At 48.3% G+C, this 13,449-nt stretch carries 14 protein-coding genes; 11 read left to right on the forward strand and 3 right to left on the reverse strand.

The window, feature by feature from the left end; translation table 11 throughout:
* Nucleotides 1-41 precede the first annotated feature (41 nt).
* The 3 genes from M2277_RS18930 to M2277_RS18940 form a co-directional block, all read right to left on the reverse strand.
* Nucleotides 42-2,000, reverse strand: coding sequence for an electron transport protein (locus tag M2277_RS18930; protein WP_280755351.1), 1,959 nt, complete (start codon nt 1,998-2,000; stop codon nt 42-44).
* Between the two features lie 65 nt (nt 2,001-2,065).
* Complete coding sequence (locus tag M2277_RS18935; RefSeq protein WP_006208080.1) at nt 2,066-2,344, reverse strand: hypothetical protein; 279 nt, start codon at nt 2,342-2,344, stop codon at nt 2,066-2,068.
* A 156-nt stretch (nt 2,345-2,500) separates the two neighbouring features.
* Nucleotides 2,501-3,550 (reverse strand): serine hydrolase domain-containing protein, encoded by a 1,050-nt coding sequence (locus M2277_RS18940; protein ID WP_152824785.1) that lies wholly within the window; start codon nt 3,548-3,550, stop codon nt 2,501-2,503.
* A 383-nt stretch (nt 3,551-3,933) separates the two neighbouring features.
* On the opposite strand from M2277_RS18940, the gene M2277_RS18945 reads away from it, so the two are divergent.
* From M2277_RS18945 to M2277_RS18995, 11 genes are all read left to right on the forward strand, one after another.
* On the forward strand, nt 3,934-4,122 hold the full coding sequence (locus M2277_RS18945; RefSeq protein ID WP_006208082.1) for a hypothetical protein: 189 nt from the start codon (nt 3,934-3,936) through the stop codon (nt 4,120-4,122).
* 262 nt (nt 4,123-4,384) lie between these two features.
* Nucleotides 4,385-5,134, forward strand: a complete 750-nt coding sequence (gene map / locus M2277_RS18950) for a type I methionyl aminopeptidase (protein ID WP_063479737.1) — start codon at nt 4,385-4,387, stop codon at nt 5,132-5,134.
* A 445-nt stretch (nt 5,135-5,579) separates the two neighbouring features.
* The gene (gene coxB, locus M2277_RS18955) at nt 5,580-6,629 is read left to right on the forward strand and encodes a cytochrome c oxidase subunit II (RefSeq protein ID WP_006208085.1); all 1,050 of its coding nucleotides are present in this window, start codon (nt 5,580-5,582) and stop codon (nt 6,627-6,629) included.
* An 83-nt stretch (nt 6,630-6,712) separates the two neighbouring features.
* Complete coding sequence (ctaD, locus tag M2277_RS18960; RefSeq protein WP_051449340.1) at nt 6,713-8,560, forward strand: cytochrome c oxidase subunit I; 1,848 nt, start codon at nt 6,713-6,715, stop codon at nt 8,558-8,560.
* Nucleotides 8,557-9,177 carry a cytochrome (ubi)quinol oxidase subunit III gene (locus tag M2277_RS18965; RefSeq protein ID WP_006208088.1) on the forward strand — a complete coding sequence of 207 codons (621 nt, stop codon included), beginning with the start codon at nt 8,557-8,559 and terminating at the stop codon, nt 9,175-9,177. The genes ctaD and M2277_RS18965 overlap by 4 nt, the downstream gene beginning before the upstream one ends.
* A 3-nt stretch (nt 9,178-9,180) precedes the next feature.
* The gene (locus M2277_RS18970; protein ID WP_006208089.1) at nt 9,181-9,510 is read left to right on the forward strand and encodes a cytochrome C oxidase subunit IV family protein; all 330 of its coding nucleotides are present in this window, start codon (nt 9,181-9,183) and stop codon (nt 9,508-9,510) included.
* Nucleotides 9,511-9,610: 100 nt separating this feature from the next.
* Complete coding sequence (gene ctaG / locus M2277_RS18975; RefSeq protein ID WP_280755352.1) at nt 9,611-10,519, forward strand: cytochrome c oxidase assembly factor CtaG; 909 nt, start codon at nt 9,611-9,613, stop codon at nt 10,517-10,519.
* A 25-nt stretch (nt 10,520-10,544) separates the two neighbouring features.
* Nucleotides 10,545-11,009, forward strand: a complete 465-nt coding sequence (locus M2277_RS18980; protein WP_006208091.1) for a DUF420 domain-containing protein — start codon at nt 10,545-10,547, stop codon at nt 11,007-11,009.
* A gap of 316 nt (nt 11,010-11,325) precedes the next feature.
* Complete coding sequence (locus M2277_RS18985; protein ID WP_006208092.1) at nt 11,326-12,051, forward strand: hypothetical protein; 726 nt, start codon at nt 11,326-11,328, stop codon at nt 12,049-12,051.
* Nucleotides 12,052-12,125: 74 nt separating this feature from the next.
* Entirely contained in the window at nt 12,126-12,527 is a 402-nt protein-coding gene (locus M2277_RS18990; RefSeq protein WP_006208093.1) for a GntR family transcriptional regulator, read from the forward strand.
* A 6-nt stretch (nt 12,528-12,533) separates the two neighbouring features.
* Nucleotides 12,534-13,436, forward strand: a complete 903-nt coding sequence (locus M2277_RS18995) for an ATP-binding cassette domain-containing protein (RefSeq protein ID WP_280755354.1) — start codon at nt 12,534-12,536, stop codon at nt 13,434-13,436.
* Nucleotides 13,437-13,449: the final 13 nt, after the last annotated feature.

The following is a 13,449-nucleotide window of genomic DNA, read 5'->3' on the forward strand; positions in this document are numbered from 1 at the left end:
TATGAAGCGATTGGACAAAGTATGATGGTTGTGCACCGATATTATTTCATTTTCAATTGCAGCAGATACTTCACGAGAGCATCCTGCTCCTCCTTGGTAAAACCGCTGCTTTCGTCCACCCAATATTCATGACCCTGACCCGTAATGTGGGTGTCCCTTAGCCGTGCATCTTTGCGGTTCGCTTCAATGACCTGCATTCTCAGCTTCCGGTCGATCAGGGCCTTCAGGCTGTTGTAAGGATCCGGCTGAATGCCTTTCATAACGCTTTCGGCTACGCCAATTTGTCCCAGTTCCGGGCCAACGGCCACTCCGCCATCATGCAAATACGGTGCAGACCAGCGCAGCCCTATCAGCCCCTTGACCTTATAACCGCCTCCGGATTGATAATGGCCGAAACCCAGCTCGATCTGCTTCGGGTCGATTCCGTCCAGGGGAATCTTGACCACCTTCGCATCCGAAGGGAGGGGTACGGGAGTATTGGGAGGATAGAACTCTGCTTCGCCAAAAGCGTTTTGCGTGGTGTGGAAGGCTTTGGCCCTTGCAGGCTCAGTGCCGATTTCGACAGCAGGCAGAATCCGGTTATTCGTGAAAAAATCACCTGCATGGCAAGAGATGCACTGTGCTTTTTTGAATACCTCCGCTCCGAGATGGATGGTCTTGGCATTGGTGGCTGCCGAAGAATCCGTGTCTGGCGGACGCACCGTATTCTGATAGGCAGACATGGCATTAACCTGCTCCCCGGCATGAAATCCGGGCGAACTGATGTACAGTCCATTGGGCGCAATTGCCGAAACCTTCGGGAAGTTCGGAATCTTGATTACTTCATTGACACCGGGGGTGCCGGGATTCGGGTCCAGCCGGTTGAAGAATTCGGTTGGCTTCAGCCCGCTCTTTGGGTCGTAGCGGAACTTGCGATGAGCTGCATTTTGCAAAATGGTGCCCACATAGATTTCCTTGTCGATCCCCCATAAAGGCTCGCTGATCTCGCTTTGGCTCAAGGTATCCGTATTCTGTGCATGCACATTGTTGCTGAAGGTGCTGAGCCCCTTGAAAGGGCCCGCAATAGCGAAGCCGCTCCAGCTGAACGGATGATCACCCTTCGTGAACATATCGGGAATTTGGGTCACATCGCTGATAAGATCAACGGTAGTATCGAAATTGCCGGGTGCCCATTTCATGAGATTGTCGTCAACCGCCTTTTCCAGTGCTGCTGGATCGGGTAGTGCCTCGGGTTTTCCTTTGGAATTGATGACGGTACGGTTCTCGTTCTTAATAAAATCCACGAGCTTCGTGACATCCGTATGGGTAAAATATGCCGAGCTGTTAGGTGCCAGCGCCAGCATGAAACCCAAGTTTAGATCAGAGTTCGGTGCGCCTTCCACCACCATTCCCGTCTCGCGGTTGACGGTAGCATGACAGGCCATGCAGGTGACTCCGATACGGGCTTTACCCTGGTCATATTTTATTTTGACACCGATCGGGGCATAAGCTCCTTTGGCCACATCAAAGCCAGTGTCAATCTTATCTCCCTTGCGGAAGGATTTGCCACCAATTGTAACATCCTGATCAAGCTCGATTTGTAAATTGTTCGTGCCCTTTCCCTTCAGCTCAGCGATAGCCTTGGCGATTTTACCCAGCTTCATTGGGCCATCAACAATCCCCAGAATATCGGTTAAGAATACCTCATTACCAAAGGTCTCCTCATAAAGGGTGCGGCGCCCCAGAGCAAGCATGTCTTTCGTTATTTCGATAGCTCCGTTAGCCGCGGATAAGCGAGAATCCTGGTCCTGAAGGGCAGAACCGGGAACCGTAAGTGTTTTGCCCCAGAGATCATACTGGCGAATGAAGCCCAGTTGCTGGGCCTGGAGCTGTGGTGCATTTTCCAACTTGTGTTCAGGCGGTACATAGGCGTATTCCGGCTTCCCGATATAAGCTGCAAGCCATAGGGCGCCCACGGCTATAATGGGGATAAGCAGCAGAACCCATTTCGATTTTCGCATGTGGTATCACCCTTTATGGTCAGGACTTGATGAACCATCTCTGTACACTGCCGGTATACAAGGGATTAATCAACTTCGACATCATGGCGCAGCGGAGATTCGGCATTCACCTGTTTATCCGGGCCCTTCTCTTTTGGAACCAGACGTTCGTCTGTTCTGCCTTGATGATGGTTGTCAAAATCATATTCAGCCAGTCTCCACTCCGTAGAGCCCTTCTGCGGATCAAACGGGAACTCCTCGCCGCGCTTCAAATATTCCTCCCGACCCCATTCATTGGTGTACGTTCCGTCCACTTCAACCTCTTCGTTTGAAATCGGATGGAGATCTTTGTCTTTACCGGACATGTCGCATGCTCCTCTCAGGCTTGATTTTAGAAATGATTCATATCGCATAAAGTAACCAGAAAGAGAAGGTACTATCCGCTAAAAGGTGCATGAAAGTCAAATACAGGCTTGAAAATAATGGTCGCTTCTTTAAATATGCCGCCCCAATTTAACGAACTAGTTAGAGTCATCCGACGATGGTGAGGATTTGGATTGGATAGCATCAAGGATATGGCGTTCCAGCAGCACGCGAGGATTCTTCCAGCGGCTGACCTTGCTATCGGCAGTAAATACAACGACCGTATCCAACTTGGGAAAAAGATAGATTTGCTGTCCACCATGGCCGTGTGCGAGTGCAAAGGGCGTACCGTTCTGCATGCCGTTCCACCACTGGAATCCATAATCGCCAAAAGCGGGATAGCCCTTAACCTGGGGAGTAAGTGCTTGCTCCAGCCATGATTCCGGAATGAGACGCTCACCTTCCCATCGTCCTCCGTCCAGGCAGCATAAACCGAATTTGGCCATATCCCTTGACGTGAGATAGAGCCCGACGTGACCCATGCTGTGGCCCTCAGGGCTTGGAGACCATGCAGCATGGTGAATGCCCAGGGGACCGAATAGATGCTGCCTGGCATAGGCGTAAGCATCCATTCCCGTGGCCTCGCTAATGGCGACGGAGAGCAGATGTGAATCCGTGCTCCGGTATTGAAACAGCCCCATCTCCTGCTCAACCACAGGCAGGGAAAGCGCAAAGCTCGTCCATTTCCGGTTGCGGTGGAAGCGGTGAATGAGGGGCTCTCCCAGCTTCTTGCCTGTTTGCCATGCAAAGCCTGAGGTCATAGTCAGTAAATGATGAAGGGAAACCTTGTGCAGGAGAGGATGAGCGCGTTCGGGAATATACCGCTGGAAGATGTCTTTAATGGATGAATTCAGATCGGGCAATTCGCCGCGCGAGAGGGCAATGCCAAATAATATGGATGTAAAACTCTTTGTGGCTGACCTGAGATCATTGAGCGAAGAAACACTGTGCCCGCCATAGTAGCGTTCATATACGAGCTTGCCGCTATGCAGCAGCAGAAAGCTGCGCATTTTCGGATATTGTTTCTGGATGATCTTGTCGACCTGATCCAGAATCTCATGCTGGAGCCCCAAGTCTTGCGGTTCCGCACTAGGAATCGGGGAGCCGGAAGAATAAGGGGAGTGCAGGATAGACCGTGTTTCTGCCATAGGAAGGGCCTCCTTATGTTGGAATCTTATGATAATAGCTAATTGCGTGGTCATAAAAATCTGCGATTTGATTGCGTTTTATGGATCGTATGAATGTATCTTAACCAATTCCGGGCGTAATTGATGATCCATGAAATTCATCGTACAAAAAAACATTTTTTGGGAAAGATGAAACAAACAGAAGAATATGATATAATATATTAATGATTCAGTTGCATGCTGTAAGGGTATGTATAGTGTCAGGTGCATTGGTAAGTTGCTGAATATCAACCTAATCATCACCGTTAGAACTGCAATATGGCTTCAACTTAATGAGGTAGATCTTTTCGGCATTCTCTTTAAACGGAGTAATTTTATTCCACACGTTTTGGGAGGGATCCATCATGGCAACGAAAGGTCACAATGAGGTTAAGGAAAGTCTGCGGGAAATGACACGAATTTTCCGGCCTAAAGATCCGAAAAAATTTGTAAAGGAGTATGTCCGGAAGTACCATATTATGGGGGGCTATGAAGAAGAGCTTACACTTGTTGTTGAGCATGAACTTGGCAAGCTGAATTCCTCCGTTTCGTAACCTGTAATAAGCACCTGATATCTATAGAAATATCACAAGCATGTTCATCTTGTTATCAACTAATAATATGAACCATTTAGAGAATATGGTTAAACCGTTTTTGGGACAAATGTCCCGAAGGCGGTTTTTTTGCGTTTGCGGTCGATGATAGACATCGGGCTCGAACTTCCGTGCAAAGTCCACTATTTTGAGGGTATTTTGCATCTGTCCCTTCATATATTGTTAGCAGTCGATCCGATAAGGATATAGGGGAGTGGCAGATGTGAGGATACAGCTGAGACGAAAGGAAGAAATCGGATATATCCGCGAGGCGGGACGCATCTTGGCTGCGTGCCACCGTGAAATAGCTAAGATCATACAACCAGGGATTACGACAAGCGAGATTGATGCTAGGGTGGAGAAGTTTCTGGAGAAGAACGGAGCTGTCCCTGAGCAAAAGGGGTATAAAGGATTTCCCTACGCAACCTGTGCATCGGTTAATGATGTAGTCTGTCATGGATTTCCCGACCAGCGGCCGCTGGAGGCGGGTGATGTGGTGACCATCGACATGGTGGTGAATAAGAACGGATGGCTGGCGGATTCAGGATGGACCTATGCGGTAGCCGAGGTTTCTCCCAAGGTAAGAAAATTGATGGAGCATACGCACGAAGCGCTGTTTAGAGGGATCGAGGCGGCGCGTCACGGCGCTGCGTTGGGTGATGTGGGTCATGCCATCGAGCAGGTTGCCGAAAGGGAAGGGTACGGGATCGTAAAATCGCTGGTTGGCCATGGAATCGGCCGTGCCATACACGAGCCGCCTGATGTGCTGAACTATGGAGTTCCTGGAAGGGGATTGAAGCTTAAAGAAGGTATGGTCATTACCATCGAACCGGTATTCACTCTGGGAAGCACAGGTGCAGTGTTCTGGGGGGATGATGGCTGGACTATATCCAGCGCAGACGGGTCGATAGGTGTTCAATATGAGCATACGATAGCTATCACACGTGAAGGGCCAGTCATTCTGACGGATTAAAGTGCAGAGAAATATAGCATAATAATAGGAGGTATTCCTGGCGGGGATGATGCAGCTTGCCTGGAACACCTCCTTTAGTATGGAGATTCAGGGGTGAATGTAGCTCCTGCACAGCCGCTGCATACAGATTCAAAAAGACGGAAATGACTGTATATATAGCTATAAAGACTGTCGCTGAGGCATTGTGCAGAATGTCGAATCATGGGCCACGGGAGTGTGAAACGAGTTTGAAAGCGATTGCAAAATCAGTAACGGCGCGACTTTGACGACTTTTCGAACAATTTGTGAACTCCCTGTGAATGATTGACAAAAGCAACCCATGAACTTATATTTAATAAGTGATTGCTTTAATTGACAGGATTACTTCATCCGTGATTGTGCAGGTAGATTACCGCTGTTTGCGCCGGATGGTAGTCTACGAAAATCGGAAAAGTGGGGTAGATCAATGATGAAACGGTGGCAGGCTGTAAAGCGTCTTCTTCCTTTGATGGCCATGTTTGCTTTGGTGTTATCCGGCTGCGGCCGAGAGGATTTGTCGGTCTTAAGACCACAAGGTCCGGTAGCACAAGGTCAACTGGATTTAATTAAGCTCTCCATTTCGATTATGATCGTCGTAATGGTTGTGGTATTTGGAATTGCCGCATACGTGCTTGTTAAGTTCCGTAGAAAAAAGGGACAAGATGAAATTCCTGAACAAGTGGAAGGGAACCATAAGCTGGAGATTATCTGGACGGCGATTCCGCTGCTCTTGGTGCTCGTGCTTGCAGTTCCTACTATTCAAAAGGTGTTTGCGTACGGAGCGAACGATTGGAACGATCCGGAAGCAGTTAAGGTGGAAGTTACTTCTCACCAGTTCTGGTGGGAGTTTACTTATCCGGACCACGGTGTGAAAACCGCTCAAGAGCTGGTTGTTCCTGTAGGCAAGAAAATTGCCTTCCAATTAAAAACGAATGATGTGCTTCACTCCTTCTGGGTACCATCGCTCGGCGGCAAGATGGATACGAACACAGAAGGCAGCGTTAACTACATGACTCTGGTTGCTGACAAAGCGGATACATACATTGGTAAATGCGCAGAGTTGTGCGGCCCTTCCCATGGCTTCATGGAATTCCGTGTGAAAGCGGTTGATGATGCAACGTTTGAGCAATGGGTCACTGCAATGAAAGCACCTGCCGTGCTTCCTGCAGACGCTGCGCTTGCTGAGAAATTTAAGACCAACTGTCTCTCCTGCCACGCTGTTGGCGATCAAGGCGGAGCCATGGGTCCTAACTTGACTGGCATTGGATCGCGTGAGACGGTAGCGAGTATCTTGCTGAACGACATAAGCGGCAATCCAGGGACAAAGCCGACAAAAGACAACATGGTGGAATGGCTGATGGAGCCACAGGCTGTAAAACCTGGTAACACGATGCCTAATCCGAAGGATCTCGGCTTCAGTGATGAAGAAATCGAGCAAATTGCCGATTACTTAGCCAATTATAAGTTGGATTATTAATACAGCAGGAACTTTAAAAGGGGGTACAAACCTTGGCTCACGCTCATGCTCATAGCCATAGCGTCAAACGCTACACGGGGATAATGGATTGGCTAACAACCGTTGACCACAAGAAAATCGGTATATTATACCTGATAGCGGGCGGCTTTTTCTTCGGGATTGGCGGTATTGAAGCGATTCTCATTCGCTTGCAGCTGATCAAGCCGATGAACGATTTGGTATCGGCTCAAGTATTTAATGAATTAATTACGATGCACGGAACGACGATGATCTTCCTGGGTGTAATGCCAGTTATCTTCGCCTTGATGAATGCGGTCATTCCGCTTCAGATCGGTGCGCGGGACGTTGCGTTTCCATTTTTGAACTCACTCGGGTTTTGGACGTTTTTGTTCGGTGGACTGTTGCTTAACCTTAGCTGGATTATGGGCGGTGCGCCTGATGCGGGATGGACATCTTATCCACCGCTATCCTCAACGGACTACTCGCCTACACACGGTGTGGATTTCTATACCATCGGGCTGCAGATTGCAGGTTTGGGTACGTTGATCGGCGGTATCAACTTCCTGGCAACCATTATTACAATGCGTGCACCTGGAATGTCCTTCATGAGAATGCCAATGTTTACATGGACGGCGTTCATTACATCGGCTATGATCCTGTTCGCATTCCCTGCAATTACAGTAGGCCTTGTATTGCTCAGCTTTGACCGTTTGCTAGGTGCCAATTTCTTTGATGTTGCGGGCGGCGGTAACCCCGTATTGTGGCAGCATATTTTCTGGATTTTCGGTCACCCTGAAGTATACATTCTGATTTTGCCGGCATTCGGTATTATCTCAGAAGTTATCCCGACATTCTCTCGTAAACGTTTGTTCGGATACAGCTCGATGGTATTTGCAACCATCCTGATTGCCTTCTTGGGCTTCATGGTTTGGGCTCACCATATGTTTACGACAGGTCTTGGACCTGTAGCAAATGCACTTTTCTCCATCGCTACGATGTTGATTGCGGTTCCTACGGGTATCAAAATCTTTAACTGGCTCTTTACGATGTGGGGCGGTCAAATCCGTTTCACCAGTGCCAATCTGTTCGCGATCGGTTTCGTACCAACCTTCGTTATGGGTGGCGTTACCGGTGTCATGCTGGCATCTGCTCCTGCAGATTTCCAGTTCCATGATACGTACTTCGTTGTAGCTCACTTTCACTACGTAATCGTCGGTGGTCTGGTATTCGGACTGTTCTCCGGATTGCACTACTGGTGGCCTAAAATGTTCGGTCGCGTACTGAACGAAACGCTGGGCAAATGGACGTTCTGGCTGTTCGCTATCGGCTTCCATATGACATTCTTTGTACAGCATTTCCTTGGTTTGCTCGGTATGCAGCGGCGGATTGTATCGTACTTGCCGAATCAGAATTTCGATGAACTCAACTTCATCAGTACCATCGGTGCAATCTTGATGGGTATCGGTGTGTTGGCCTTCTTGGCCAACGTTGTTGCAACTTCAAGAAAACCGGTGGGTGCAGCAGCGGATCCATGGGAAGATGGCCGTACGCTCGAGTGGAGCATTCCTTCTCCACCACCAGAGTACAACTTTAAGCAAATTCCGCTCGTTCGCGGTATCGATGCTTACTGGAAAGAGAAGATGGCAGGCAATAAAGAGATGACACCATCCGAGCCGGTTGGTCCGATCCATATGCCTTCGCCAAGCATCCTTCCGTTTGTGATGTCACTGGGTCTGTTTATCGCGGGTCTTGGTTTCATGTTTAGCACGGAGGACTTCTCGAATTCGTTCATGAGCTTAATCTTCAATAAATACATTGTTCTGATTGTTGGTCTTCTGATTACGTTCGCTGCAATGATCGCTCGTTCCCTGTACGATGATCATGGATATCACATCGAAGTTGAAGAACTGGAAGGGGAGGGGAAAGCATGAGTCACGCTGAACATGTAAACGGCGAACTTCCTCACGAGCCGGAGAAGGCAACACTCGAAGGCCGTAATAAGGTTCTTGGTTTCTGGCTCTTCCTTGGTGGAGAGGCTGTACTCTTCGGTACGTTGTTTGCAACATTCCTGGCACTTCGCGGCCAGAACAATGAAGGTCCAACGGCTTCTGAGCTGTTCTCGCTGCCGATTACGGCAGCAGCAACACTGATATTGCTTGTCAGTTCCTTGACCAGTGTGTTCGCCATTCAGGCGCTCCACCGTCACAATATCGAGAAGCTGAAGTTGTGGCTCATCGTAACCGTAGCACTGGGTCTTGGATTCCTTGGCCTTGAGATTTATGAGTTCTACGAGTATATTGTACATGAATCATTTAATATGAAGACGAGTGCATTCTCGTCTGCATTCTATACGCTGGTTGGCTTCCACGGTGCTCACGTTGCTTTTGGGGTCGTGTGGATCAGCCTGTTGATTGCTCAGCTGTACAGAAAAGGGTTAACCGTTGTTACAGCACCCAAGGTATATGTTTCTGCCATGTACTGGCACTTTATCGACGTTGTATGGGTGTTCATCTTCTCGGTCGTATACCTTCTTGGAAAGGTGGGCTAAGGAATGACTGCGAACCAATCATCTAATGCTAATGAGGGGCCGACAGTTAAACACCGCCATCGCGTGGAGGGCCCTGAGAAACACATTGTAGTATTTATCTTCTCCATCGTGCTGACGGCAATTGCCTTCGCAGCCGTCGCAGCCGGTGGCATCAACACAGCATTTACGATCATCATCTTGCTGGTTATGGCTGTGCTGCAGGTGTTCGTACAAATGGGTTACTGGATGCACTTAAAGGACAAAGGGCATCTGATGCCAATCCTGTTCATGATTGGCGGCTTCTTCGTAGCAAGTACCTGTATTGTCATGGCACTGTTCTGGGTTTGGTGGTAAAATGAAAAAGAGGTGGGCTACTTCAGCCCCCTCTTTTTTTAAGTCGTAGGAAGGTGTCACAATTTCGACAGAATTTAACCCGTTTAGGGGAGGTTTTTGCATGCTGGGCTTAGAATATTTTAGTTTTGCAGATAAATGGACCCCCATGTTCCTGGCGTTTATGCTGCTCCTGACTGCTGGCTATTTCTTGCTGACCGGTCCCTTGAGCCATCGATTCCAAGGAAGTGCTCCGGTTTCGGCTGGGCGGAAATCTTTATTTGTTGCGGGGATGATTACGTTCTATCTTGCCCAAGGTGGACCGGTTAATCTGCTTGGACATACAATGTTCTCGTTCCATATGGTGAGTATGGCGATGTCTTATCTCATGGCAACACCACTCCTGATTCTGGGCATTCCGGTTTGGCTGTGGCGTGCTTTCGACAGGGTAAATCCATTTAAGAAGCTAGGCTTCCTCACGCATCCTATTGTGGCAGCAGTAGTGTTTAACGGTTTGTTTTCGTTTTATCACATTCCAGTAATCCATGACTTTGTCATGTTGAATTTCTGGGTGCATCGGTTGTACTATCTGATTCTGTTAATTGCCTCACTGCTCATGTGGTGGGCCATATTGAATCCGATTCCGGAGAAGGACAAGTCCTCGGGGCTTATGAAGATGGGGTATATCTTCCTCAATATGGTATTGCTGACACCGGCGTGTGGGCTTATTATTTTCGCAAACGAGCCGATGTACGCTACATATAGTGACCCGGTTGTATGGGCGAATGCGATGGGTTATTGTGTGTCTGGTGACACCTCAGCATTACTCAGCCAATTCGGAGGACCCGAATTTTTCGGCTACTTGGAGCCGGCCATTGACCAGCGTGTTGGCGGGATTATCATGAAATTCTTCCAGGAGATCATCTTCGCTTCGATGCTGGCCTATGTGTTCTTCCATTGGTACAAACGAGAGAATCAGGAAGACGATCCTTTGCCTGGTGAGGTGCCTTCGGGTAACCTGAATCAAGCTTAATAAGGATTAATGAAGGAGGATCCATATGGATTGGTATTTTATATTTCCCACGGTCAGCACTACGTTTATCGTGATAAGCGCCGTGCTGGTAGCTATCGGTTGGGGACTTATTATTAAAGGCAAACGCGCAGCTCACAAAAAAGTGATGATCTGGGCAGCGGTGGCAGCGGTGATCTTCTTTATCATCTATTCATCGCGCACTATATTCATTGGCAATACGTCGTGGGGCGGACCGGATGAACTGAAGCCTTATTATCAGGTATTCCTGATCTTCCATATTGTGCTGGCTACCGTCGCTGCGGTCTTTGGCATTACGACATTGACTCTTGGACTCAAGGAAAAATATTCCAAGCACCGTAAATGGGGCAGAGTTACGTCCATTATTTGGTTCTTTACAGCAATTACCGGTGTGGCCGTGTACACCTTGCTGTATCTGTTGTATCCAGGCGGTCATACTCAGCCTGTATGGAAAGTCATATTTGGAATGTAAGTGTGGGAGAACACCCGTCAGAGAGATCTGGCGGGTGTTTTTTTATGGAGGCCGGCGGGGTGACTCATTTGCAGGATGTAGTGGGGAAGTGGATCCGCTCCGGTCGCTGCCATCAACCAGGAATCATAAATATTTACAAATTCTATTGACACTGTTTAGATACAGACTATATACTGTATATAAAGATATACACAGTGAGCACAGTAATCACACTAAGCACAGTGGAAGTGCACAACTGCAATGATTACGAAATTGATTGTATAGAAATTGATTGTATAGAAATTGATTGTATATACGAGGGAAAGGGTGAGGCGCGTTGCAACAAGTACTCCATAATGCAATGAAGATCGTAAAGAAGGATTTTGCAAGCGACAAGCTGCAGATTTTATGGACCATTCTCTTCATGGTATACATGGGATTTGCCGCCAGCGTTATCATAGACAATCAGTTTGAACATTTGTATGAGCGCAGCAACCCGTTCATTGACTTCATATTGGTGCTTTACGCTCCGTTATTGGGATACCTCTTCAGCAGAAGATCCTTCCGTTATCTGAGCGAGGATTCGTATACGCGGATGCTGTATTTTTACCGCAGCATACCGGTGCCGGCCTCCGCGATTTTCGTAAGCCGCATTATAAACAGCCTGATAGCTTATGCCATAAACGGCATCGTGTTTTTTGGGGTCATGTATGCGATAGGTGATCATATCAGATCCGCAATGGATATCCCGAGTTATATCGCATTCATGCTGACATGGATCGGCATCGGATTTTTAATGACCGGGCCCTATATTTATTGGGAGCATATGTGCAGCGGCAAGGCGTACTTCAGAAACACCCTTGTGGTGATGGTGCTAACCACCGGATCCGTCGTTCTGTTTAATTTGCTGGGTTACAGCCTAACCGATTTCATTGCTAACGCATCCATCAGATGGAGCTTGATATCACCGGTCATGTGGGGATCACTCATCATCGGACTGGCGGCCATGCTGCTCATGAGTAAATTCACGTACACCCGGCAGCAGACAAGGGATCTCACATGATTTATATAGAACACATACACGTTGGTGTCGGAGGTTCGCCGCTTATGTACAAGGAAGAAGAGAGGTGATACAAGGTGCGAATTCCGATTCAGATTAATGAAAATAGCGCAGAGCCTTTATATCACCAGATTGAATCACAGCTGCGCTCGCTTATTATCAGCGGTCAGATCGAGGAGGGAACGCTGTTGCCGTCCATCAGGGAATTTGCCGGGAATCTGAACTGCAGCGTCATTACGGTACGCAGGGTGTATCAGGATCTAGAGAATGAAGGGCTGCTTCGAACGAGACAAGGAACGGGAACTTTTGTTGCTGGTGTCGGTGATCGGGCCCGTGAACAATATAAACGCGATTCGGTCGTTGAGGCATTAAAGATTGCGGTAGATAAGGGGCTTGCTGTTCAGTTTAATGAAGATGAATTAAAGGAACTGTTCATGGAAGTTGTTCGGGATAAATACCAAGCAAGAGGAGGTCGCTAGCAATCAATGGAACCGCATATCATTGAAATTCGTAATGTCATTAAACGGCGGAAAACGAAAACCATCGGACCCATCCAAATATCGATACCTCAAGGATACATCGTTGCGCTGGTGGGACCTAACGGCTCGGGGAAAAGCACGCTGCTGAACATGATGATGCAGACCGTGTTTCCAGATGAAGGGGAGATCACCTGGTTCGGTGAATCCCATCCGAGAGAGCTCCCCGTCTCGATTCGTAAACAGATGGGGTTCGTTCCCGAACAGCTGAGCTCAGAAGAACAGCATATGACGGTGGATGAGGCGGCCAGCTTTCGAGCATCTTGGTATGACAGTTGGGATGGTTACTTTTTCGATGAGCTTCTGTCACGATTTGATGTCCCGAGGGGCGTAAAACTTCGCAAGATGTCCAAAGGGGAGCGGCGCAAATTCGAGATTGCAGCGGCGCTTGCGCCGAAGCCGAAACTCCTGCTTCTGGATGAACCCTCTTCCGGTCTGGATCCCTTTGCTTGGAAGCTGATGATCGACCAGCTGCACAAGGTGATGAAATCTATGGATACGACCATCGTGCTGTCCACCCATGTGGTGGATGAAATCCGGCGGCTGGCGGATTATGTGATCCTTATCCATCATGGAAAGCTGCTGGGTATGGTGGAGAAGGATTCGCTGCTCGACAATTGGAAGGAATGTTGGATTCAAGGCGATGCTTCCATCGTAGAGGAATTGCCTGGTATTCTTAGCAGCAAACAAGAGACAGCGAATACGGTTTCTTTTATAACGACGGAATGTTTGGAAGTAGAAAAGATCCTCCAGTCTGCAGGCATACCGTTTATTCGGGCCCGTTCCTTGGAGCTGGATGAAGTGCTTCGACTATGGATTGAAGGTAATATTCCTGCCAACGTGCAGAACTAGGATAGAGAGGGGT

Source organism: Paenibacillus sp. LBL (assembly GCF_029893715.1).
Lineage (GTDB): Bacteria > Bacillota > Bacilli > Paenibacillales > Paenibacillaceae > Paenibacillus_AQ > Paenibacillus_AQ glucanolyticus.